Origin of the sequence: Micromonospora sp. BRA006-A, assembly GCF_033433935.1 — a bacterium.
Classification (GTDB): domain Bacteria; phylum Actinomycetota; class Actinomycetes; order Mycobacteriales; family Micromonosporaceae; genus Micromonospora; species Micromonospora aurantiaca.
Genome location: NZ_JANCLW010000001.1, coordinates 1,138,057 through 1,160,462, shown reverse-complemented (window position 1 = coordinate 1,160,462; position 22,406 = coordinate 1,138,057). Strand labels below are relative to the sequence as shown.

Sequence of the window (22,406 nt, the reverse complement as noted above, 5' to 3'; positions counted from 1 at the left end):
GACACCCCGTGCTCACGCGCGAACTCGGCCGCGTTCACCCGAACCCCCGCCGCCAGCAGCGCGTCCAGCAGGTTCATAACATGCCGCCGAGAAGCCATGCCCGGCAGCACATACCACCCGACCCAAGATCCCTACCACGTGACACATGTATCGGGACTTCAACGCTGACAGATGTCATGGGACTGAACAGCCCCCATAGGGGCCTTTTCCTACCAAGATCTCCACCGTTCCCACCAGACGGAACGTCGATCTCACTCAACAGGACTCGCAGCAGCAAGCTGGCCGAACGAGGATCTCCGGCCCACGCCCGCGCTACACCGGCGCCGATCTTGCACTTTCGACCCCCCGAAATCGGCATGAACCGGGCACGACGAGGGCCGAAACTGCAAGATCGCGGGGCAGGCAGGGCGGGCGGGGACGGGCGGGACCCGGGGCGGGAAGCGGGGACCCGGGGCGGGGACGGGCGGGGACCCGGGGCGGGAAGCGGGGACGGGCCCCGGCCTTGGTGGCCGGGGCCCGTCGGGCGCTCGTTCGGGTCAGTTGCCGCCGTTGGGCGAACCGTGGCAGCGCTTGTACTTGCGGCCCGAGCCACACGGGCAGGGCGCGTTACGGGACGGGCCCTCGCCGCCGTCGACCTGGCCGGGAGCGGCCCGCCGGGCGGTGCTGGCGGCCACCGCCTGGCCACTCGCCCCGGCCGGTGCACGGCGCGGCGTGGTGGCGGCCGGGCGCTCCGAGGACTGCTGGCCGATGCCGAGCGCCGGCGCCTGCTGCTCGGGCCGCTCGATCACCGGAGCGCCCCGGCCGGCCTCGCCGTCCACGGCGGGCGCCGAGTATTGCAGGCCCTGCTGCTGCGGCGCGCGGTTGAGACCCTTGGCCCGGATCTCCACCGGCTTGTCCAGCAGCTGCACCTCCTCGGCCTCCGGCTCCGCCTCCTCGACCTGGACGTCCAGGTTGTAGAGGAAGCCGACGGTCTCCTCCTTGATGCCGTCCATCATGGAGGCGAACATGTCGAAGCCCTCGCGCTGGTACTCGATGACCGGGTCGCGCTGGGCGTACGCCCGCAGGCTGATGCCCTCCTGGAGGTAGTCCATCTCGTACAGGTGCTCGCGCCACTTACGGTCGATCACCTGGAGCAGGACCATGCGCTCGAGCTGGCGGACCGCCTCCTCGCCGAGGTTCTCCTCGCGCCTGTCGTACGCGGCGTGCGCGTCCTCCTTGAGGCGGGCGAGCAGGAAGTCCTGGTCGATGCCGGAGCGGGAACCGACCTCCTCCTCCAGCTCCTCGATGGTGATCCCCACCGGGTAGAGCTGCTTCAGGCTCGACCAGAGCTGGTCGAGATCCCAGTCCTCGGCGTAGCCGTCGCTCGTCGCGCCGACCACGTACGCGGTCACCACGTCGTCGATCATGTTGCGGACCTGGTCGGACAGGTCCTCGCCGTTGAGCACCCGGAGGCGCTCGGCGTAGATCACCTGGCGCTGCTTGTTCAGCACCTCGTCGTACTTGAGGACGTTCTTGCGGATCTCGGCGTTCTGGCCCTCGATCTGGGCCTGGGCGCTCCTGATCTGACGGGTGACCATCTTCGACTCGATGGGCACGTCCTCCGGGATGTTGAAGCGGTCCATCACCGCCTCGACCGCGCCGGCCCGGAAGCGCTTCATCAGCTCGTCCTGGAGCGACAGGTAGAAGCGGGACTCGCCCGGGTCACCCTGCCGGCCGGCGCGACCGCGGAGCTGGTTGTCGATCCGGCGGGACTCGTGCCGCTCGGTGCCCAGCACGTAGAGCCCACCGGCGGCGGCCACCTCCTCCGCCTCGACGTCGCACGCCTGCTTCCAGGTCGGGAGGATCTCCTCCATCGCCTTGGCGTACTCCTCCGGCTGCTCGACCGGGTCGAGCCCGCGCTGGCGCAGCTCGTTCGCGGCGAGGAACTCGGGGTTGCCGCCGAGCAGGATGTCCGTACCGCGGCCGGCCATGTTCGTCGCGACGGTGACCGCGCCCTTGCGCCCGGCCTGCGCGACGATCTCCGCCTCCTTGGCGTGGAACTTCGCGTTCAGCACCGAGTGCGGGATGCCGCGGCGGCGCAGCATGTGCGACAGGATCTCGGAGTTCTCCACCGATACGGTGCCGACCAGCACCGGCTGGCCCTGCTCGTGCCGCTCGGCGATGTCCTCGACGACGGCGTTGAACTTGGCCTTCTCGGTCTTGTAGATGACGTCGGGCCGGTCGAGCCGGACCATCGGCCGGTGCGTCGGGATGGTCACGACGCCGACCTTGTAGACCTTGTTGAACTCGCCCGCCTCGGTCTGGGCGGTACCGGTCATGCCGGACAGCTTCTCGTAGAGGCGGAAGTAGTTCTGGAGGGTGATGGTGGCCAGGGTCTGGTTCTCCTGCTTGATCTCCACCCCCTCCTTGGCCTCGATCGCCTGGTGCATGCCCTCGTTGTAGCGGCGGCCGTGCAGGATGCGGCCGGTGAACTCGTCGACGATCAGGACCTCACCGTCGTTGACGATGTAGTCCTTGTCGCGCTTGTAGAGCTCCTTGGCCTTGATCGCGTTGTTCAGGTAGCCGACCAGGGGGGTGTTCACCGACTCGTAGAGGTTGTCGATGCCCAGGCGGTCCTCCACCTTGGCCACGCCGCGCTCGGTGATGGCGATGGTGCGCTTGGCGTAGTCGACCTCGTAGTCACCCTCGCCGTCGGTGCCGGGCTGGAGCCGGGCCACCACGGTGGCGAACTCCTGGTACCACCGGGCGGAGTGCTCGGCCGGGCCGGAGATGATCAGCGGGGTACGCGCCTCGTCGATCAGGATCGAGTCGACCTCGTCGACCACGGCGAAGAAGTGGCCGCGCTGGACCAGCTCGTCCTTCGACCAGGCCATGTTGTCGCGCAGGTAGTCGAAGCCGAACTCGTTGTTGGTGCCGTACGTGACGTCGCACTCGTAGGCCGCGCGGTGCTCGCTGGCGGGCCGGTTCGGCAGCACCACGCCGACGCGCAGGCCGAGGAACTCGTGGACGCGGCCCATCCAGGCGGCGTCACGCTCGGCCAGGTAGTCGTTCACCGTGATCACGTGCACGCCCTTGCCGGCGAGCGCGTTCAGGTAGACCGGCATGACCGAGGTGAGCGTCTTGCCCTCACCGGTCTTCATCTCGGCGATGTTGCCGAAGTGCAGCGCCGCGCCACCCATCACCTGGACGTCGTAGGGGCGCTGGCCGAGCACCCGCGAGGCGGCCTCACGGCACACCGCGAACGCCTCGGGCAGCAGGTCGTCGAGGGTCTCGCCATCCTCGAGCCGCTCCTTGAACTGGTCGGTCATGCCGCTCAGCTCGTCGTCGCTGAGGTTGACGTAGTCGTCCTCGATCGAGTTGACGGCGGCAGCGATGGCCTTCAGCCGACGCACCATGCGGCCCTCGCCGGCGCGAAGGAACTTTTCCAGAATCGACACGGATCAACGCTCCCCTAGACGGTCTCGAACCATCGTAGGCGCTCCGAGGCGACGATGGTCACTGGTGGCGGCGGTCCGGGCTCCGGAACCCGACATAACGCCGCGACCGTGCGCCACCGGCCGCTAATCGGGTTACGCCGTGCGCGAACGATCCGGCACGATGGCTCGGATGGAGCCTGTGGAGATCATCGAGGACGGCCTGCTGCTGCGCCCGTGGCGTGCGGAGGACGCCGACGCGGTGTACCGCGCCTGCCAGGATCCGGACATCCAGCGCTGGACCACCGTACCTCGCCCGTACCTGCCGGAGCACGCGACGGAGTACGTCACCACGATCAGCGCCACCGCCTGGGCCGAGGGCACCGCTGCGCTCTTCGCGGTCTGCGACGCCGGCACCGGTGAGCTGCTCGCCTCGTTCGGCCTGGTCTCCGTCGACCGTGCGCGGGACTCGGCCGAGGTGGGCTACTGGACCGCGCCGTGGGCCCGGGGCCGGGGCGTCGCGGTCCGCGCCACCCGCGCGCTCGCCCGCTGGGCGTTCGACGTGCTCAAGCTGCGTCGGCTCACCTGGCAGGCCGAGATCGGCAACCACGCCTCCCGGCTGGTCGCGCTACGCGCCGGCTTCCGGATCGAGGGTGAGCTGCGACTGGCCGACCCCAGCCCCGGCGGCCGGACCGAGGGCTGGATCGGCTCGTTGCTCCCCGGCGAGGTCGCCGCCGCCGGCGACCCGGTCCCCTACGGCCCGGACACGCTCCAGGCCCGCCGCGCGGCGGTCTTCGGCCGGCCGCAGCCGGTCCTGTTCGCCACCGCCGGCGACACCGAGCTGCGGCTGCGCGCGCTGGAGGAACGCGACCTGGCCGCGGTGACCCGCACCTGCCAGGACGAGCAGACGATCCGCTGGACCACGGTGCCGCACCCGTACCGGCCGGAGCACGCCGAGGGCTTCCTGCGCGACCTGGTGCGCCCGGCCTGGGCGCGGGGCACGGCGGTGACGTTCGCCGTGGCCGACCCGGACGACGAGTACGTCGCCTCGATCGACCTGCGCCTGCTGCCGAACGACCCGCTGATGGCCGACGTGGGCTACATGACCGCGCCGCACGCGCGCGGACGGGGCTACCTGCCGGCCGCGCTCGCCGCGGTGTGCGCCTGGGGCTTCACCACGCTCGGCCTGGCCCGGATCGAGTGGCGGGCGAACGTGGGCAACACCGCCTCGCGGCGGGCCGCCGAGAAGGCCGGCTTCACCGTCGAGGGCACGCTGCGCGGCGGCGTCCAGCACCGCGGCGAGCGGCAGGACGTCTGGATCGGCGGCCTGCTGCCGGGCGACCTGGCGTGACCCCGGAGACGATCGAGGGGTACGGCGTACGGCTGCGGCCGTGCCACCTCGCGGACGTACCGGACATGGTGGCCGGGTGCACCGACCCGGAGATCCGCCGGCTCATGCCCCTGCTGCCCGACCCGTACGACGAAGACGCCGCCCGCTGGTGGATCGACGAGGGCGCGCCCGCGGCGTGGGCGGCCGGCGGGGCCGCGTACACGATCGCCGACCCGGCCACCGACCGGCTGCTCGGCAGCATCGGGCTGACCCGGCTCAGCGCGGAGCGGGCGACGTACGAGATCGGTTACTGGGTGGGAGCGGCGGCGCGCGGGCGGGGCGTGGCGACCGCCGCCACCCGGCTGCTGACCGAGCGGGCGTTCACCGCCGGCGCGGCCCGGCTGGAGTTGCTCACCCGGACGGACAACGTGGCGAGCCAGCGCATCGCCCTGGCCGGTGGTTACCGGCACGAGGGCGTACGCCGGGCGGCGGGCGTGGACGGCGACGGCGTACGCCGGGATCTGATCGCCTGGGTGCGGCTGGCCGACGACCCGCCCGGGCCGGTCGCCCGCCTGCTGCCGGACCTGCCGGACGGCCGGCTCACCGACGGTGTGGTGACGCTGCGCCCGGTGGAGCCGGCGGACACGGACGTGCTGTACCGGCTGCACTCGCTGCCCGAGGTGGTGGCGAACCGGGTGCCGCCGGTGGCGCCGGAGCGGGCGGCGCTCGCGCGCCGGTGCCGGCTGGCGGCGAGCCGCTGGCTCGCGGGCGAGGCCGCCGACCTGGCGATCCTCGACGCGGTCACCGGCACCGTCGTCGGTGGGTGCGCGCTGTTCTACGACGAGCCGGCAACCGGGCAGGCCATGCTCGGCTACAGCCTGCTGCCCGAGGCGCGCGGGCGCGGGCTGGCGGCCCGGACGGTCCGGCTGGTCGCCGGGTGGGCGTTCGGCGTCGGGGTGGCCCGGCTGTGGGCCGGCACCCGGCCGGACAACGTCGCCTCGCAGCGGGTGCTGGAACGGGCCGGCTTCCGGCGGGAGGGGCTGTTGCGCGGCCGGCTGCCCGGCCCGGGCGGCGTCCGTGTCGACTCGGTGGTCTACGGCCGGCTCGCCACCGACGAGAACTGAGGACGGGCCCCCGCGCGGGGGCCCGTCCTGACCGGTCAAGGGGTCACGTGTCGAGCTGGATGATCCCGTAGTCGTACGCGTGCCGCCGGTAGACCACGCTCGGGCGGCCGGACTCCTTGTCCTGGAACAGGTAGAAGTCGTGGCCGACCAGTTCCATCTGGAACAGCGCGTCGTCGACGGTCATCGGTTCGGCGGGGTGGACCTTCGCCCGGGCGATGTGCCACGGCTGGTCGTCGGGTTCGGTGTAGCCGCTCTCGTCGGGGCGTTCGGCGAGCGCGGTGGCGGTGCCGTGGCCGTCGAGCGCCGCCAGGCCGGGACCGTCGAGGTCGGCCACTGGCAGGCCGGCGGTCGCGGCGGCCACGGAGATCGGCGCGTGCCGTCCGCGGTGTACCCGGCGACGGTCCGCCGCGCGGCGGAATCGCGTGTCCAGCTTGGCGATGGCGGCGTCGAGCGCGCTGTAGAAGTCGTTCGTGCAGGCCTCGGCCCGGATCACCGGGCCGCGCGTCACGCACGTGATCTCCACCCGCTGGCAGGTGTCCGCCTGGCGTGGATTGCGCTCGTGGAACAACTCGACGTCCACGCGAATGAGCTTCTGGTCGTAGCGTTCGATCTTCGCGAGCTTCTCGGCTACGTGCACCCGGTAATGGTCCGGCACTTCGACGTTACGGCCCTTGACCACGATGTCCACGTGACCTCCCTTGTTCGGACGGTCGTTCGGTCCGGATCAGATCCGGTCGACGCACCCGGGAGGGCCCCGCTCGGCGTCGACCGGTGTTGTTCGGCTACGCCTCCTTCCAATGCCGGGGGAAGGTTTGACCCTCACTACCCCCGACACCGAAACGCTAACTCCTGTACGGCCACCCGTCACCCCTGGTTGCCGAAGGCGGTCGCGAAATTTAACAGCTCATACACCAAGGGGTGAAACGGATACACGAAGCGTCACCGACGGTGCCGCTTTTGCGTTGCGGCGAGCACGGCCGCGGCCTTTGGCGTCATTCCCGCGCCGTGCAACATCCGGCTCACCGCCGCCAGCGTGGCGCCGGTGGTGACGATGTCGTCGAGCAGGACGACGGTCTCCCCCGGCCGGTGTCCGGGCGGCGGGCGGCGCAACCGGAACGCCGCCTCGGCGGCGGCGGCCCGTCCAGCGCTGTCCAGTGCCACCGAGTCGGTCCGGGGCAGCGCCCGCAGCGGGCGCAGCACGCGTACCGGCCAGCCGGCCGCGCGCAGGCGGGCCGCGGCCGGGCGAACCAGCCGGTCCAGGTGGTCGCCGTAGCGGGCCCGGGCGGCGCGTGCGGTGTCGGGCACCGCCACCAGCGTCACCGGGCCGGGCGGCCCCGCGGCCGCCGCGACCACCTCGGCCAGCAGCGCGCCGAGCGGCCGGGCCAGCCCGTGCCGGCCCCGTTCCTTGTACGCCAGCAGCCCTTCGCGCAGCGCGCCGCCGTACGGGCCGAGCGCGACGCAGGGCGGCAGGCCGGGCGGGGCCGGATCGGGCCTCGTCGGGGCGGGACGCAGCGACTCCAGTTCCCGGACGCAGCCGCCGCAGAAGCCGTGCCGTAGCCGTACCGATCCCGCGCCGCAGCCGGCGCACCCGGCGGGCAGCACCAGGTCGGTCAGGTCCGACCAGAGCCCGCCCAGGTCACGCACGGCGGCTCAGTAGAGGAAGAACGGCGCGGTCGGGTTGGTCGCCCGGCTGCCGGCCGGAACGTCGAGCACCTGCTCCCGCTTGACGTAGTCGAACGGGTTGTTCCGCCAGGCCGCGCCGTCCGTCTCGAACATGAACGAGAACGCGGCCAGGCCACGGTCGCCGCCGCCCGGATATCCGGCGAGCTGGGTCACCGGGGCGCCGATCTCCACCGTCAGCGGGGTCTCCCAGGCTCCGTCGACGCTGACCTGGTGGATCGCCGAGCGCCGGTCCGCCTCGTTGCCGGCCAGCGCCAGCTCGTTCTCCGCCACCCAGTCCACCACCGTCACGCCGGTGAGCAGCGTGGTGACCCGGCGGAGCTGCCCGAGGCTGGCCCCGCCACCGTCGGCGCTCACCGCGGCGACGAAGACCGCGCCGCCGGAGACCAGCGCGATCCGGTGCCCGTCGAGGGAACCGGCGACCGCCGTCACCGGCCCGGGGACGGACAGCGGGATCTCGCTCATCCGGCCCGTGCCGTCGAAGCGGTAGAGCCGGCCGTCGGCCGCCACCAGACCCGCCGGGCGGGCCTTGTTCAGCGAGCGCAGCCAGGTGGGACGGCTCATCGCCCGGAACGTCCGGTCGCTGGGGCTGAGCGTCGCGACCGGTTCCGGGCCGGTGCCCACCTTGAGCCGCCTGCGGTTGTCCGGCCCGGTCACCACGAGCGCGGCGAGCACCTGGTCGTCGGCGCGGGCGAGCGACGCGGACACCACGTTGCGGTTCTCCGCGGGCGGCAGCGGCGCGGCGGCCCGCGACTCGGTGCCGAACGCCAGGGGACGGACGGCACCGTCGTAGACGGCGTACCGCATCGGATCGCCGCCACGGGGATAGGCAGCGGTCGACACCCGCTCCCGCCGCAGGTCGACGGTGAGCCGCTTCTGGTTCTGGATCTTCAGGTCGACCTGGCCGTCCAGGTCCGACAGCGACCACGCCAACTGGGTGCCGAGCCGGGTCAGCCGCTGCTCGTTGGCCCCCGGCATGTTCAGGTTGATCTCCCAGTGGCCGTCCGTGCCGGTCGCGTTGTTGATCAGCTGGGTGCCGTCGGGCAGCCCGGTCACGGCGGGGGACAGCCAGTCCGACGGGCGGTCGGCCAGCCACTTCATCACCTCGGTGATCCGGCGCTCCGTCGGCGCCGACGAGGGCAGATAGCGCTGGTCCGGCACCAGCCGGGTCAGCTCGGGGTTCCAGAAGTAGACGGTGCGGGGGCGGTAGTACTCGCGCACCGCCGAGTCGCTGACCAGCAGCATGTTCGGCAGCTCGGTGATCAGCAGGCCGGTGCCGGCCGGCTCGGCCCGGCGCAGCTCGAAGACGTACTGCGTCTCGCTGGCCACCGGCGGGCCGAGCGTGCCGTCGGCGCGCAGCACGCCCACCTGCTGCACCTTGAGCGTCACGGTGCTGGTGCCCTGGTTGTTCGGCGGCGTGCTCTCCGGCTTCTCCCGCAGCCGCACCACCGTCAGCTCGATCTCGCTGGTCTGCGGCTTGCCCGAAAGCAGGTCGCGGGCCTCCGCGGCGAGGAACTTGCGGGCCCGGGCGTACGCCTGGTCGCGTTCGCCGGCCGCGGCGGCCCGCAGGTAGTTCTCCACGAACGGCACCGGCTCGCTGCTGTCCGCCGGTTCGGGCGGCCGGGCCGGGCTGCCGTTGAGCACCCCGGACTCGGCGGCCGGCGCCGAGCCGTCCACCTGCACGTCGGTCTCGTCCGGGATGCCGCATCCGGCGAGCGCGGCCGGCAGCAACGCGCCGGTCAGGAGCAGGGCCAGGACGCGGCGCCTCACGGCCGTGCCTCCGCGTGGTCGCCGCCGGCGGGCGGTCCGGCGGTCAGCGCGGCGACGCCGCCGCCGGGCCCGATGGCGGACAGCTCGCCGTCGCGGGGGCCGCCGAACGGCACCGTGGCGTCGGCCGGCACCAGCCGCAGCGGGCTGGTGGTGAGCCGGTCCCCGGCGCGGGCCGGCAGGGTGAGCCGGAACTGGGCGCCCTGCCCGGGCGCGCCCCACGCCTCCAGCCAGCCGCCGTGCAGGCGGGCGTCCTCCAGGCTGATCGACAGGCCCAGCCCGGTGCCGCCGGTCTGCCGGGCGCGCGACGGGTCGGCCCGCCAGAAGCGGTTGAACACCAGCTTCTCCTCCCCCGGCTTGAGGCCGACCCCGTGGTCCCGCACGGTGATCGCCACCGCGCTCTGGTCCTGGCCCAGGGTGATCCGTACCGGCTTGGCCTCTCCGTGCTCGACCGCGTTGCCGACCAGGTTGCGCAGCACCCGCTCGACGCGGCGCGGGTCGACCTCGGCGATCACCGGAGTGTCCGGCAGGTCCAGCTCGATGGTCACCCCGACCCGCTCGGCCAGCCCGGCCAGCCGCTCGGTGACCCGGTGCACCACCGGCACCAGGTCGGTCGGCTCGCTGTCCAGCACCGCGAAGCCGGCGTCGAACCGGCTGATCTCCAGCAGGTCGGTGAGCAGTTCCTCGAACCGGTCCAGCTCGGCCTGGAGCAGCTCGGCGCTGCGGGCCACCGCCGGGTCGAACTCGTCGCGCTCGGCGAAGATCAGGTCGGCGGCCATCCGGACCGTGGTCAGCGGCGTCCGCAGTTCGTGCGAGACGTCGGAGGTGAACCGGCGTTGCAGCCGGGACATCTCCTCCAGCCGGAGGATCTGCCGTTGCAGGTTCGTCGCCATCTGGTTGAACGAGGCCGCGAGCAGCGCGAGGTCGTCCTCCCCGGAGACCACCATGCGCTGGTCCAGCAGGCCGGCGGAGAGCCGCTGCGCGGTGCGCGCGGCCACCCGTACCGGCGTCACCACCAGGCGGGTGACAAGGGCGGCCAGCAGGCCGAGCAGCAGCACCAGCGCCACGCCGGTGGCGACCACCGTGGCGCGGGCGTCGGCCGCCGTCGCGTCCTGCCGGGCCAGCGGTACGAGGTAGTAGAGCTCGACCTGCCCGAACTTGGTCGGCACCGGGGAGCCGTAGATCAGGTATTTCGTCCGCTCGCCGCCGAGCGAGCCGGTACGGATCTGGTGCGCGACCTTGCCCGAGGCGACGGTGGCCCGCAACTCGTCGCCGATCACCGTGTCCACCGGCACGTCGGGCGTGGTCCGCGGCTCGATGAACTCGGCGAAGTTGTCGGCGGTGATCGCCACCACCACGCCGCTGGTCTGGGTGGGGTCGCCGCCGGCCAGGTAGTTGACGGTGCCGTCGATGGTGTTCTGGAGCTGCGCCTCCTGCGGCTGGCTGTAGAGGTTGAACTGCTTGGCCGCGTACTCGCTGCCGTTGCTCAACCGCAGCCGCACGTCGGTCTCGGCGTTCTCCAGCAGGATGCTGGTGATCTTGTCGGCGATCAGATAGGCGAAACCGCCCACCAGCAGACTCGACGCCACCAGCGTGATGGTGACCACGCGGACCTGGAGCGACCGCCGCCACGCCTGGTGCACGGCTGCCACCAGCCGGGCGACGCGGCCGGTCAGGGCGAGCCAGAGCGCCCGCACGGCGGAGAGCCGGCGGGGCTCGGGGGTCGGCGACTCGGGCGACGTCAGCACAGTGCTGACCAGGCTATCCGGTACCCGCCTTGTAGCCCACGCCCCGCACGGTCAGGATGATTTCGGGTCGCTCCGGATCCGGCTCGATCTTGGCGCGCAGCCGCTGCACGTGCACGTTGACCAGGCGGGTGTCCGCCGCGTGGCGGTAGCCCCAGACCTGCTCCAGCAGCACCTCGCGGGTGAAGACCTGACGCGGCTTGCGGGCGAGCGCGACCAGCAGGTCGAACTCCAGCGGCGTCAGCTTCACCTCCTCGCCGTCGCGGCTGACCGTGTGGGCCGGCACGTCGATGGTGATCTGGTTGCCGGGCGGGCCGATGGTCAGCATCTCCGGCGCCACGTCCTCGCCCCGGCGCAGCCGGGCCCGCATCCGGGCCACCAGCTCCTTGGGCTTGAACGGCTTCACCACGTAGTCGTCGGCGCCGGACTCCAGCCCGAGCACCACGTCGACGGTGTCGCTCTTGGCGGTCAGCATCACGATCGGCACGCCGGACTCGCCCCGGATGGCGCGGGCCACGTCGATGCCGCTCATGCCCGGCAGCATCAGGTCGAGCAGGACGATGTCGGGTCGGCTGTCGCGGAAGGCGGCCAACGCCCGTTCGCCGTCCGCGACGAAGGACGGCACGAAGCCCTCGCTGCGCAGCACGATGCCGAGCATCTCGGCGAGGGCGGGGTCGTCGTCGACCACGAGTACCCGGGCTCTCATGGGGTTTATCGTTCCATCCCCGTTCGTCTGGAGTGTTCGGCGTCTCCACGGCACCGTAGCGCCGGGCGGCCCCGCGCACCACAGCAAGTCGGCGTGGCCGCCCAGCGTGGCGCGCCGGAGCGGACGGGTCCGCCGGATGCGGACCCGCCGTGCAACCATGATCCCCCGGGCGTCGCCCCGCCCGCCACCTCCGCTCGCCCCGCCCAGGAGTACGCGTGCCCGACGCCGGCCCGACCGCGGTGCTGCCGCGCCGTCCGCTGACCGTCGGCGAGCTGCTCGACGCGGCCGTGCTGCTGCTGCGCGACCAGGCCCGGGTGCTCGTGCCGCTCGCCCTGCTGCTGGCCCTCGCCGAACAGGCGGTACTTCACCCGCTGCGCATGCTGGCCGGGGCCGAACCGCCGTACTGGTGGCCGGCGGAGTTCGGCGACGCCCTCCCGGAGTACTGGCTGCTGCTGGCGGCCGGCGCGGGCACCGAGGCGGCGATCGTCGCGCTGCTCGGCGCCCCGGCGGCACGCGGCGCCGGCGCGGCGCTGCTGGGACGCCGTCCGCGGCCGTCCGAGCTGCTGCGCGGCGCCCGGCTCGGCGTGGCGCTGCCGGCCGCCGTCCTGGTCGGGCTGACCGTCACGGCCGCCGCGCTGACCGGGCCGGGCTGGTTCGCGGCGTACGCGCTGCTCGGCCTGGTGGTGCCGGTGCTGGTGCTGGACGGGGTGCCGGCACACCTGGCGCCCTGGCGGGCGGTACGCCTGGCCGGCCGGGTCAGCGCCCGGGGCGCCGCGATCCGGCTGCTGGGCTACCTCGGCTGGTGGCTGATCCGGCTCGGCATCGGGCTGGGCGTCTACCAGGGTCTCGGCATGCTGGGCCTGTTCGACGTGTCGGCCTGGGCGCTGCCGCTGACGATCGCCGCCTTCACCGCTGTCAACGCGCTCGCGTACCCGGCGCTCGCCTGCCTGGACGCGGTGCTGCACCTGGAGACCCGGGTCCGCACCGAGGGACTGGACATCCGGCTCTCCCGCGCGCCGGCCGGCGTGCCCGAGCCCGCCCTGCTGGGGGCGCACCGGTGAGCCGGTGGTGGACCGAGACGGTGGCGGCCCTCGGTGACGTGGTGCCGCTGCCGCTGGCCGCGCTGATCCTGCTGGCGGTCGCGCTGCTGGTGGCGCTGGGCTGGTACTTCTTCCCGGCCTGGGTGCCCCGCCGGCTGCCCCGGTTCACGCTGCCCCGGCTGCGCCGCCCCCGCCTGCCCCGCCTGCCCCGCCTGCGGCTGCCCCGCTTCCGGCGGCGGCGTGCCCGCCGGCCGCGCACCGATCCGCCACCCGTCCACCTGCCCGCGCCCCGGCTGCCGGAACCGGCGGCGGCCGGACCCGGGCTGGCCGACCGGCTGGCGGCCGAGGGCCGGTACGCCGAGGCGGTCCGGGAACGGCTGCGCGAGATGGTACGGCTCCTGGTCGTCCGGCAGGTGGTGGAACCCCGCCCCGGGCTCACCGTCGTGGAGCTGACCGAGGCGGCGGCCCGTACCCGGCCGCAGGTCCGGCCGACGCTGCACGCGGCCGGGGCGATCTTCTCCGACCTCTGGTACGCCCAGCGCCCCGCCACCGCCGCGCACGACCGGCGGATGCGTGAACTCGCCACCGACCTGAGTCGCGAGCTGACCGGCGAGGAGCCGCGGTGACCGCCACTGTCGTACCGGAGACCACGACGACGGCGACCACCACGGCGCCGCGCCGGCGGCCGTACCGGTTGCTCGTCCCGCTCGGGCTCGCCGTGCTGCTGATCGTGACCACGCTCGTGCTGCGCGCGGCCGACCGGCCCGACGCCGACGAGCCGGGCTTCCTGTCCCCGGTCGCCACCGACGACGACGGCGCCAGCAGGCTCGCGGAAGCGCTGCGGACGCAGGGCGTGCCGGTGCGCCGGGAGACGGACCTGGCGGCGGCGCTGCGTACCGCCGGGGCCGAGCCGAGCACGCTGTTCGTGCCCGCGCCCGCTCTGGTGCACCCGGACCGGCTCGCCGGCCTGACCACCCTGCCGCCGGGTAGCCGGCTGGTGCTGGTCGAGCCGTCCCGGCGGGTGCTCGCCGAACTGGACACCCCGGTCGAGCCGGCCGGCGGGCGCTGGGCCGCCCGGGCGGTGCCGCCGGACGCCGACGGCACGCCGTGCCGGCTGCCCGAGGCGGTACGGGCCGGCACCGCCGCGATCGACCTGCAGCGCTACGACGGGCCGGCCGAGGTCGACCACTGCTACGGCGGCGCGCTGCTGCGTGTCCCCGGCCGGGTCGAGGTGGTGCTGGCCGGCGCGAGCGACCCGTTCCGCAACGACCGGATCGGCGAGTGGGGCAACGAGACCCTCGCCACCGGCCTGCTCGGCGGTGGCCGCCCGCTGGTCTGGCTCGACCTGCCCGAGCCGGTGCCGGCCCCGACCGGCCCGAGCTGGTCCCCGGATCCGGTCACCGACCAGCCCGCACCGGCCGGCAGCGGCCGGTCGGAGCGGCCCGATCCGCCCGACCGCGCCGACCCGCCGCGGGAGAACCCGCTCTGGGGTGCGTTCCCGCTCTGGTTCTGGGCCCTCCTGGTGCAGCTCGCCCTGGCCGGCCTGCTCGTGGTGCTGTGGCGGGCCCGCCGGCTCGGGCCGCCGGTGTCGGAGCCGCTGCCGGTCACCGTCCGGTCCGCCGAGACGGTACGCGGCCGGGCGCGGCTCTACCGCCGGGCGGGCGCCCGGGACACCGTCGCCGCGACGCTGCGCGCCGCCGCCCTGAACCGGCTCGTGACCCGGCTCAACCTGCCCCCGGACACGCCCGACGACGAGGTGGCCGCCCGGGTCGCCGAGCGCGTCGGCGCCGACCCGGAACGGATGGCCGACCTGCTCTACGGCCCCGCCCCGGAGAAGGACCGCGAGCTGCTGGAGCTGGCCCGCGACCTGGACGCTCTGACCCGTACCCTGGCCCCGCATCCGAGCGAAGGAGACACCCGGTGACCGGACCCGTCACGACCACCGCACCGTCCGGCGCCCGCGCCGCCCTGCACCGGCTGCGTGCCGAGGTGGCGAAGGCCGTCGTCGGGCAGGACGCCGTGGTCACCGGCCTGGTGATCGCGTTGCTCTGCCGGGGGCACGTGCTGCTGGAGGGCGTACCGGGAGTGGCCAAGACCCTCCTGGTCCGGACGCTTGCCGCCGCGCTCGACCTGGACGCCAAGCGGGTGCAGTTCACCCCCGACCTGATGCCCGGCGACGTCACCGGCTCGCTGATCTTCGACCAGCGCACCGCCGCGTTCACGTTCCGGGAGGGGCCGGTCTTCACCAACCTGCTGCTCGCCGACGAGATCAACCGGACCCCACCGAAGACGCAGTCGGCGCTGCTCGAGGTGATGGAGGAGCGGCAGGTGTCCGTCGAGGGCGAGCGCCGTCCGCTGCCGGACCCGTTCATCGTCGTGGCCACCCAGAACCCGGTCGAGTACGAGGGCACCTACCCGCTGCCCGAGGCGCAGCTCGACCGTTTCCTGCTCAAGCTGACGGTGCCGCTGCCGGAGCGCGAGGAGGAGCTGGGCGTGCTGCGCGCGCACCACGCCGGCTTCGACCCGCGCGACCTGCGTGCCGCCGGCGTACGCCCGGTGGCGGGTGCCGCGGACCTGGCCGCCGCCCGCGCGGAGGTGCGGGGGGTGCACGTGGCCGAGCCGGTGCTCGGCTACATCGTGGACCTGTGCCGGGGCACCCGGGCCGCTCCGGCGCTGGAGCTGGGCGCGTCCCCGCGGGGTGCCACCGCGCTGCTGAACGCCGCCAAGGCGTGGTCCTGGCTGGCCGGCCGCGACCACGTCACCCCGGACGACGTCAAGGCGGTCGCCCGCCCGACGCTGCGGCACCGGCTGCGCCCGCGCCCGGAGGTGGAGCTGGAGGGCGTCAGTGTGGACGCCGTGCTGGACTCGGTGCTGGCCACCGTGCCGACGCCGCGATGACCTGGCGGGCGGGTCTGCTGCTCGGCGTGGGCGCGCTGACCCTGCCGGCCTGGCCGGCGCCGTTCCTCGGCGTCGCCGTACTGACCGCGGCGGTGCTGCTGCTGGTGCTGCTCGACCGGGCGATGGCGGTGCCGCCGGACGCGCTCACCGTGACCCGCTCCGGGGAGCGGACGGTCCGCCTCGGCGGCACCGCGACTGTCACGCTGCACCTGGCCAACCCGACCGACCGCACGCTGTACGCCCAGGTACGCGACGCGTGGGTGCCGTCGGCCGGGGCGCGCCCGGACGTGCCGCCGGACCGCCTGCTCACCGTGCCGCCCGGTGGCGCCGCCACACTGCCGGTCCGGCTCACCCCGACCCGGCGCGGCGACCGCCCGGCGGTGGCGCTTACCGTACGGTCGCTCGGGCCGATGCGCCTGGGCGCGAGGCAGCGCGCCGAGCAGCCCGCGACGCCGCAGTGGACGTTGCGGGTGCTGCCCCGCTTCGACTCCCGCCGGCACCTGCCGGAGAAGCTGTCCCGGCTGCGGGTCATCGACGGCGTGCAGGTGACCCGGGGGCGCGGCCAGGGCACCGAGTTCGACACGTTGCGCGAGTACGCGGTGGGCGACGACGTCCGTTCGATCGACTGGCGGGGCAGCGCCCGCCGCGCCGACGTGCTGGTGCGTACCTGGCGCCCGGAACGGGACCGGCGCCTCGTGTGCGTCCTGGACACCGGCCGCACGTCGGCGGTGCGCCTCGGTGACGAGCCCCGGCTGGACACCGCCATCGACGCGGCGCTGCTGCTCACCGCGCTGGCCGCCCGGGCCGGTGACCGGGTGGACCTGCTGGCGGCGGACACCGAGATCCGGGCCCGGGTGACCGGCAGCGGCCGCGCGGCTCTGCTCGCCCGGCTGGTCGACGCGGTGGCACCGTTGCAGCCCACGCTGGTCGAGACCGACTTCGAGCTGATCGCCGCCGAGGTGCTGCGCCGGGAGCGGCAGCGCAGCCTGGTGGTGCTGTTCACCGCGCTGGAGGCGGGTGCGATCGGCGACGGGCTGCTGCCGGTGCTGCCCCGGCTGGCCACCCGGCACCGGGTGGTGCTCGCGGCGGCCGGCGACCCGGTGCTGACCGGGCTCGCCACTGCCACCCCGGCCGGCCCGGACGACCCGTACGCGGCCGCGTCGGCGTGGCGGGCGCTGGCCGAACGGGACCGGGTACGCGCCGCCCTGTCGCGCTACGGCGTGACGGTGGTGGACGTGCCGGGGCACCGGCTCGCGCCGGCCGTCGCCGACACCTATCTGCGGCTCAAGTCCCTCGGCCGGCTCTGACCGCGCGCCGGCCGAGCACCAGCGCGTACGCCAGGAAGGCCAGCCACACCGCGGCGCCCGCGGCCACCCGCAGCGGGATCGGCACCGGCGCCGGGGTCACGAACGCCTCGATCACCGCGGAGACGGCGAAGACGCCGACCAGACCGGCCGCGACCACGGCGGCGAGCCGTCCCGCCTCGGCGAGAGCCCGGCCGCGTCCGAGGTGCGCGGGCGGGGCGATCCAGGCCCAGGCGGTCCGCAGGCCGACCCCGGCGGCGACGAAGATGCCGGTCAGCTCCAGCAGCCCGTGCGGGGTGATCATGCCGAAGAAGACGTCGGCCCGCCCGTAGGCGATCATCACGCCGCCGACCACGCCGATGTTCAGCGCGTTCTGCCACAGCAGCCAGAACACCGGCACCACGAGCACACCGGCGGCCAGGCACTGGGCGGCCAGCCAGGCGTTGTGCGTCCACAGACGGAACGCGAACGTGGGCGCGGAGAACTCGGAGTAGTAGCCGGCGAAACCGGAGTCCACCAGCTGCCGGGCCTCCTCGTCGCCGACGAACGCGGCGGCGGTGTCGGGGTTGCCGGCGACGAACCAGATGAGGAAGGCGCTCAGCGCGCTGAACGCGGTGGCCACGCCGCACCACCACGGCCAGGCCCGGTAGAGCGCGGCGGGCAGGTCGGCGGCCAGGAACCGGCCCACCGCCGCCCAGGACGGCCGGGGCCGGCCGGTGACCCGGGCCCGGGCCGCGAGGACGAGGTGGGACAGCCGGTTCACCAGCGCCGGTTCGGGTGCCCGGGCGCGCAGCGCGGAGAGGTGCGTGGCGCTTCGCTGGTAGAGCGCCACCAGCTCGTCGACCTCTGCCGCGTCGAGCCGACGCCGCCCGGTCAGGTGTTCCAGCCGCCGCCATTCGGCGCCGTGCTCGGCCACGTACGCGTCGAGATCCACTCACCCTCCCCCGTTCGGCGTCCATGGTGTTCACTGTCGGGGTGCGCGCGCAACCTCCCCCACCGCCCCGTTGGGGCGACGCCGGTCTGGTCAGCGGCGAGGCGGTGGAGCTGGACGTCCGGGTGGCCCGGCTGGGCTCCCGCGTGCTCGCCCTGCTGATCGACGCCGTGATCCAGGTCGCGCTGTTCCTGGTGCTCGGCGCGGTGCTGGCGATGGCGGCGCTCGCCCTGCTCGGTGACTCCCTCGACCTGGCGCTGGCCGGCGCGCTCCAGGTCGTGCTGATGGTGCTGGTCCTGCTCGGTTATCCGGTGACGATGGAACGCTTCGCCGGTGGCCGGACGGTCGGCAAGCTGGCAGTGGGGCTACGGGTGGTACGCGCCGACGGCGGCCCGGTGGGTGTGGGCCAGTCGCTGACCCGGGCGCTCGTGGGCGTCGCGGTGGAGTGGCCCGGGCTGGTGCTGCCGCTGCTGAGCTGGGTCGCGAGCGTCACGGTGATGCTCACCGATCCGCGCGGTCGCCGGCTGGGTGACCTGGTCGCCGGCACACTCGTGGTGCACAGCCGCGGTGCCACGCTGTGGCGGCCGCTGCCACCGGCCCCGCCGCCGCTGCTGGCCTGGGCGGCCACGCTCGACCTGACCCGGTTCGACGGCGGGCTGGCGCTGGCCGTCCGGCAGTACCTGGACCGGCTCCCCCAGCTGGCCGAGCCGGACCGTTTCCGGCTGGGCCGGGCGCTGTGGGCGGAGGTCGCCGCGGTCACCTCGCCGCCTCCGCCGTGGGCCGCGCCGGACTGGGTCTACCTGTCCGCCGTCCTGGCCGAGCGGGGGCGCCGGGCGGCGCTGCGGCTGGGCCGGGCCCGGGCGGTCACCGCCACGCTCTGGCCGGAGCTGGTCCCGGCGGCGGCCGCCGTACCGGCCGCCCTGCGTCCGGCTGCGCCGGTTGACGGCCGGTTGCGGTCCGCCGTACCGGACGCCGGGCCCGATCCGGTACGCCGCTGAGCCGGGCTCAGTCGAACAGCGTCCGCCCCCACCAGTCGGCCGCGTCGCGTACGCCGGGCGGGCAGGCGAACAGACCGCTGGAGACGTGCCGCAGGTATTCGTTCATCGCGTCGTTGCGCGCCAGCCGGGTCTGGATCGGCACGAACTGCCGGCGCGGATCCCGCTGGTAGGCGATGAAGAACAGACCGGCGTCGAGCCGGCCCAGCCCGTCCGAGCCGTCCACGAAGTTGTAGCCGCGGCGCAGCAGCCGGGCACCGCCGTTCGCGTCCGGGTGGGCAAGCCGTACGTGCGCGGTGTCGGCGATGAGCGGCGCGCCGTCGTCGCCCTTCGCGGCGAAGTCCGGCTCGTCGAACTCGTCCCGGCGGCCCAGCGGTGCGCCACTGCCCTTGGTCCGGCCGACGATCATCTCCTGCTCGGCCAGCGGGCTGCGGTCCCACGTCTCGATCAGCATCCGGATCTTCCGGGTGACCAGGTAGGAACCGCCGGTCATCCAGTCCGGACCGTCGCCGGGCTGCACCCAGAGCTGTTCGCGGAGCAGGCCGGCGTCCTCGGCCTTGAGGTTGGCGGTGCCGTCCTTGAAGCCGAACAGGTTGCGCGGGGTGGCCTGGTCCCGGGACGTCGACGAGGTACGCCCGAAGCCGAGCTGCGACCAGCGGACGCTCACCACGCCCATGCCGATCCGGGCCAGGTTGCGGATGGCGTGCACCGCCACCTGCGGGTCGTTGGCGCAGGCCTGGACGCAGAGGTCGCCGCCGGACAGCTCCGGCTTGAGCGCGTCCCCGGCGAAGTGCGGCAGGTCGGCGAGGGCGGCCGGGCGGCGCGCGGCGATGCCGAAGCGGTCCCGGCCCTGCGCGTCGCGGAACAGCGTCGGCCCGAAGCCGACGGTGAGGGTGAGCTGCGACGGGGGCAGTCCGAGCGCCTCGCCGGTGTCGTCCGGCGGGGCCTCGGGCATGCCGCCGACCGCGCCGATCACCCCGGCGTCCTTGCCGGCGGTCATCCGGGCCGCGGCGGCGGTCCACTCCTGGAGCATGGCGACGAGCCGGTCCCGGTCCTTCGTGACCACGTCGAACGCGACGAAGTGCAGCCGGTCCTGGGCCGGGGTGGTGATGCCGGCCTGGTGCTCGCCGAGGAACGGCACCGACCCGGCGGCGGATCCGGTGGCTGACGCCTCGTTCCCGCCGGCGAGCAGCGCGCCCGCGCCGCCCGCCACCCCGGCGACGCCCGCCACGCCGGCGCCGGCCAGGGTCATCGCCCGGCGCCGGGACAGGCCGCGGCCGGTCCGCTCGCGGTTCGGCTCGCTCGTCGCGTCACCGCCGGCCGGGCCGGTCATCGCGCGACTGCCGCCGCGACCTTGCTGACCGGCTCGGCCAGCGCGTTCACCGCGTCCGACAGCTCCTTCAGCTCGGCCTTGCCGAGCTGGGTGTGCAGCTTCCAGCCGTCGCCGGCGCGGTGCCTGCCGAGCGTGGCCTCCACGTTCGCGAACTCGCTGTCGAGCTGCTTCACCAGGTCGGGCGCGCGCTGCTCCAGCGCCGGGCGCAGCGCGGCGATGGCCGCCTTCGAGCCCTCCAGGTTGGCGTTGAAGTCCCACAGGTCGGTGTGCGAGTAGCGCTCCTCCTCGCCGGTGATCTTGCCGCTGGCGACCTCGTCGAGCAGCGCCTTGGCGCCGTTGGCGAGCTGGAGCGGGGTGAGCTTCTCGGCGTCCGCCTTGGCGACGATCGCCTTGACGTCGACCAGGAGCCGGTCCGCGATCGGGCCGTCGGAGCTGACGTCCCCGGTGGTCCAGAGGTCCTTCTCGATCCGGTGGAAGCCGGTGAACTCCATGCCCTCCTCGACCACCTCCTCGCGGCCGTCGATCTTCGGGTCGAGGTCGCCGAAGCTCTCCGCGACCGGCTCGATCCGCTCCCAGTAGGTGCGGGCCACCGGGTACAGCGCCTTGGCCTTCGCCACGTCGTTCGCCTTGACCGCGGCCACGAACTCCTCGGTCTTGGTCAGCAGCGCGGCGGTCTGGCTGCGCACGTACCGCTGGTAGCTCTCGGTGGCCTGGGTCAGCGCGGCGTCGGGGGCGACGGTGGCGGCGGTACCGGAGACCTTCAGCGCGCCCCGGATGCCCCGGCCGCTCATCCCCGGCTTGCAGGCCGTCTCGTACGTGCCGGCGGTCAGCTCGACGCGCAGCTCACGGCTGAGCCCGGGGGCGATGTTCTCCACCTCGCCCATCACCCGGTCCCCTGCGGCGTAGACGTAGAACTCGTTGACCTTGGAGCCGGTGTTCGTCACCTTGAAGGTCACCTGACCGGCGTCGATCTCGGTGTCGCCGACCTCGCAGACGGTGTCGGTGGCCTTGACGGCGATCGGCCCGCCGTTCGTGGCGTCGGCGTCGTCACCGCCCCCGCAGCCGGCCAGTCCGGCGACGGCGAGCAGCCCGGCGGCGGCGGGCGCGACGAGTCGAGTGGTACGCATCGTGCGGGGTCTCCTCGGGAACGGGTGGTTCAGGCGCGGGGGGACGGAACGGCGGCGACGTCGGCCGGCGCGCCGGACGTGTCGGCTGCGGGCGCGGCTGCCGGGACCGGCTCGGCGGACCGGGCCGGCGTCGCGGGCTGAGCGGGCTGAGCGGGCTTGGCCGGCTTGCGCAGGAAGAGCACGAGCACCGGCACCGCGTACGCGACCCAGGCGACCAGTTCCAGCACCGTCGGCGCGGCGGTGACGTTGAACATGCCGGCGAGCAACGCCCCGTACCAGGAGCCCGGGTCGAGCGTGTTCGAGATGTCGAAGGCCAGGTCGTTCAGGCCGGGCAGCACGCCCGCCTCCTGGAAGTCGTGCACGCCGTACTTGAGGATGCCGGCGGCGACCAGGATGAGCAGCGCGCCGGTCCAGGTGAAGAACCGGCTCAGGTTGATCCGTACCGCGCTGCGGTAGAGCAGGAAGCCGATCACGACGGCGGTGGCGATGCCGCCGGCCAGGGCGAGCAGCGAGCCGGGCCCGGTGCCGCCGGCCGCGCTCTCGGCGGCGGCGTAGAAGATGAGCGCGGTCTCCAGGCCCTCGCGGATCACGGCGAGGAACGCCATGCCGGCCACGGCCAGGGAGCCGACGGCGAGCGCGTCGGTGAGCTTGCCGCGCAGCTCACCGGCGATGGTGCGGGCGGCCCGGCGCATCCAGAAGATCATCCAGGTCACGAACACCACGGCGGCGACCGACGTGACCGCCTCGAACAGCTCGCGCGACTCGGAGGTGCGCAGCAGCGAGGTGGAGGTGTACTGGATCAGGGAGCCGAAGCCGACGGACAGCGCCACGGCCAGGCCGACACCGGCCCACACCTGCGGCAGCCGGTCCCGGCGCTGCGACTTGACCAGGAAGGCGACGAGGATGCTGACCACGAGCGTCGCTTCCAGGCCCTCGCGCAGGCCGATCAGGTACGTGGCGAACATGAAGACTCCGTACTCAGGCTTGCCTCAGTTAACTTAGGGCAGCCATAC

Annotated in this window: 18 protein-coding genes; 8 read left to right on the top strand and 10 right to left on the bottom strand. The window is 74.0% G+C overall.

Going from position 1 to position 22,406, the window contains the following annotated elements:
• Positions 1-536: 536 nt before the first annotated feature.
• Positions 537-3,437 (bottom strand): preprotein translocase subunit SecA, encoded by a 2,901-nt coding sequence (gene secA, locus NMK34_RS05715; protein ID WP_318332508.1) that lies wholly within the window; start codon positions 3,435-3,437, stop codon positions 537-539.
• Between the two features lie 169 nt (positions 3,438-3,606).
• Here secA and NMK34_RS05710 point away from each other — a divergent pair, with 169 nt between their 5' ends.
• Together NMK34_RS05710 and NMK34_RS05705 are read left to right on the top strand one after the other, a co-directional pair.
• Complete coding sequence (locus NMK34_RS05710) at positions 3,607-4,764, top strand: GNAT family N-acetyltransferase (protein WP_318332507.1); 1,158 nt, start codon at positions 3,607-3,609, stop codon at positions 4,762-4,764.
• On the top strand, positions 4,761-5,867 hold the full coding sequence (locus NMK34_RS05705) for a GNAT family N-acetyltransferase (protein WP_318332506.1): 1,107 nt from the start codon (positions 4,761-4,763) through the stop codon (positions 5,865-5,867). The genes NMK34_RS05710 and NMK34_RS05705 overlap by 4 nt, the downstream gene beginning before the upstream one ends.
• A gap of 43 nt (positions 5,868-5,910) precedes the next feature.
• Here NMK34_RS05705 and hpf read toward each other — a convergent pair whose 3' ends face one another.
• From hpf to mtrA, 5 genes are all read right to left on the bottom strand, one after another.
• Positions 5,911-6,555, bottom strand: coding sequence for a ribosome hibernation-promoting factor, HPF/YfiA family (hpf, locus tag NMK34_RS05700; RefSeq protein ID WP_318332505.1), 645 nt, complete (start codon positions 6,553-6,555; stop codon positions 5,911-5,913).
• A 251-nt stretch (positions 6,556-6,806) separates the two neighbouring features.
• Positions 6,807-7,511 carry a ComF family protein gene (locus NMK34_RS05695; RefSeq protein ID WP_318332504.1) on the bottom strand — a complete coding sequence of 235 codons (705 nt, stop codon included), beginning with the start codon at positions 7,509-7,511 and terminating at the stop codon, positions 6,807-6,809.
• Positions 7,512-7,517: 6 nt separating this feature from the next.
• Positions 7,518-9,317, bottom strand: coding sequence for an LpqB family beta-propeller domain-containing protein (locus NMK34_RS05690; RefSeq protein WP_318332503.1), 1,800 nt, complete (start codon positions 9,315-9,317; stop codon positions 7,518-7,520).
• Positions 9,314-11,062, bottom strand: coding sequence for an MtrAB system histidine kinase MtrB (mtrB, locus tag NMK34_RS05685; RefSeq protein WP_318332502.1), 1,749 nt, complete (start codon positions 11,060-11,062; stop codon positions 9,314-9,316). The genes NMK34_RS05690 and mtrB overlap by 4 nt, the downstream gene beginning before the upstream one ends.
• Before the next feature lie 13 nt (positions 11,063-11,075).
• Complete coding sequence (gene mtrA / locus NMK34_RS05680; RefSeq protein WP_088969953.1) at positions 11,076-11,765, bottom strand: MtrAB system response regulator MtrA; 690 nt, start codon at positions 11,763-11,765, stop codon at positions 11,076-11,078.
• A 215-nt stretch (positions 11,766-11,980) separates the two neighbouring features.
• Here mtrA and NMK34_RS05675 point away from each other — a divergent pair, with 215 nt between their 5' ends.
• The 5 genes from NMK34_RS05675 to NMK34_RS05655 are packed head-to-tail and all read left to right on the top strand — an operon-like array spanning position 11,981 to position 17,010.
• On the top strand, positions 11,981-12,826 hold the full coding sequence (locus NMK34_RS05675; protein WP_318332501.1) for a hypothetical protein: 846 nt from the start codon (positions 11,981-11,983) through the stop codon (positions 12,824-12,826).
• Entirely contained in the window at positions 12,823-13,431 is a 609-nt protein-coding gene (locus tag NMK34_RS05670; protein ID WP_318332500.1) for a DUF4129 domain-containing protein, read from the top strand. Before NMK34_RS05675 ends, NMK34_RS05670 begins: the two co-directional genes overlap by 4 nt.
• Positions 13,428-14,729, top strand: a complete 1,302-nt coding sequence (locus tag NMK34_RS05665; protein ID WP_318332499.1) for a DUF4350 domain-containing protein — start codon at positions 13,428-13,430, stop codon at positions 14,727-14,729. The genes NMK34_RS05670 and NMK34_RS05665 overlap by 4 nt, the downstream gene beginning before the upstream one ends.
• Positions 14,726-15,703: a MoxR family ATPase gene (locus tag NMK34_RS05660; RefSeq protein ID WP_318332498.1), complete on the top strand. Its 978-nt coding sequence runs from the start codon at positions 14,726-14,728 to the stop codon at positions 15,701-15,703. Before NMK34_RS05665 ends, NMK34_RS05660 begins: the two co-directional genes overlap by 4 nt.
• Entirely contained in the window at positions 15,700-17,010 is a 1,311-nt protein-coding gene (locus tag NMK34_RS05655) for a DUF58 domain-containing protein (protein WP_318332497.1), read from the top strand. The genes NMK34_RS05660 and NMK34_RS05655 overlap by 4 nt, the downstream gene beginning before the upstream one ends.
• Here NMK34_RS05655 and NMK34_RS05650 read toward each other — a convergent pair.
• Positions 16,988-17,941 carry a stage II sporulation protein M gene (locus tag NMK34_RS05650; protein ID WP_318332496.1) on the bottom strand — a complete coding sequence of 318 codons (954 nt, stop codon included), beginning with the start codon at positions 17,939-17,941 and terminating at the stop codon, positions 16,988-16,990. The genes NMK34_RS05655 and NMK34_RS05650 overlap by 23 nt on opposite strands.
• Positions 17,942-17,982: 41 nt before the next feature.
• On the opposite strand from NMK34_RS05650, the gene NMK34_RS05645 reads away from it, so the two are divergent.
• On the top strand, positions 17,983-18,936 hold the full coding sequence (locus NMK34_RS05645; protein ID WP_318332495.1) for an RDD family protein: 954 nt from the start codon (positions 17,983-17,985) through the stop codon (positions 18,934-18,936).
• Between the two features lie 7 nt (positions 18,937-18,943).
• Here the strand turns inward: NMK34_RS05645 and efeB are convergent, their stop codons facing one another.
• From efeB to efeU, 3 genes are read right to left on the bottom strand one after another with little or no spacing between them, the layout of a single operon-like run.
• The gene (efeB, locus tag NMK34_RS05640; RefSeq protein WP_318332494.1) at positions 18,944-20,266 is read right to left on the bottom strand and encodes an iron uptake transporter deferrochelatase/peroxidase subunit; all 1,323 of its coding nucleotides are present in this window, start codon (positions 20,264-20,266) and stop codon (positions 18,944-18,946) included.
• Positions 20,263-21,393: an iron uptake system protein EfeO gene (gene efeO, locus NMK34_RS05635; RefSeq protein WP_318332493.1), complete on the bottom strand. Its 1,131-nt coding sequence runs from the start codon at positions 21,391-21,393 to the stop codon at positions 20,263-20,265. The genes efeB and efeO overlap by 4 nt, the downstream gene beginning before the upstream one ends.
• Before the next feature lie 29 nt (positions 21,394-21,422).
• Positions 21,423-22,358, bottom strand: coding sequence for an iron uptake transporter permease EfeU (efeU, locus tag NMK34_RS05630; RefSeq protein ID WP_318332492.1), 936 nt, complete (start codon positions 22,356-22,358; stop codon positions 21,423-21,425).
• Positions 22,359-22,406 lie beyond the last annotated feature (48 nt).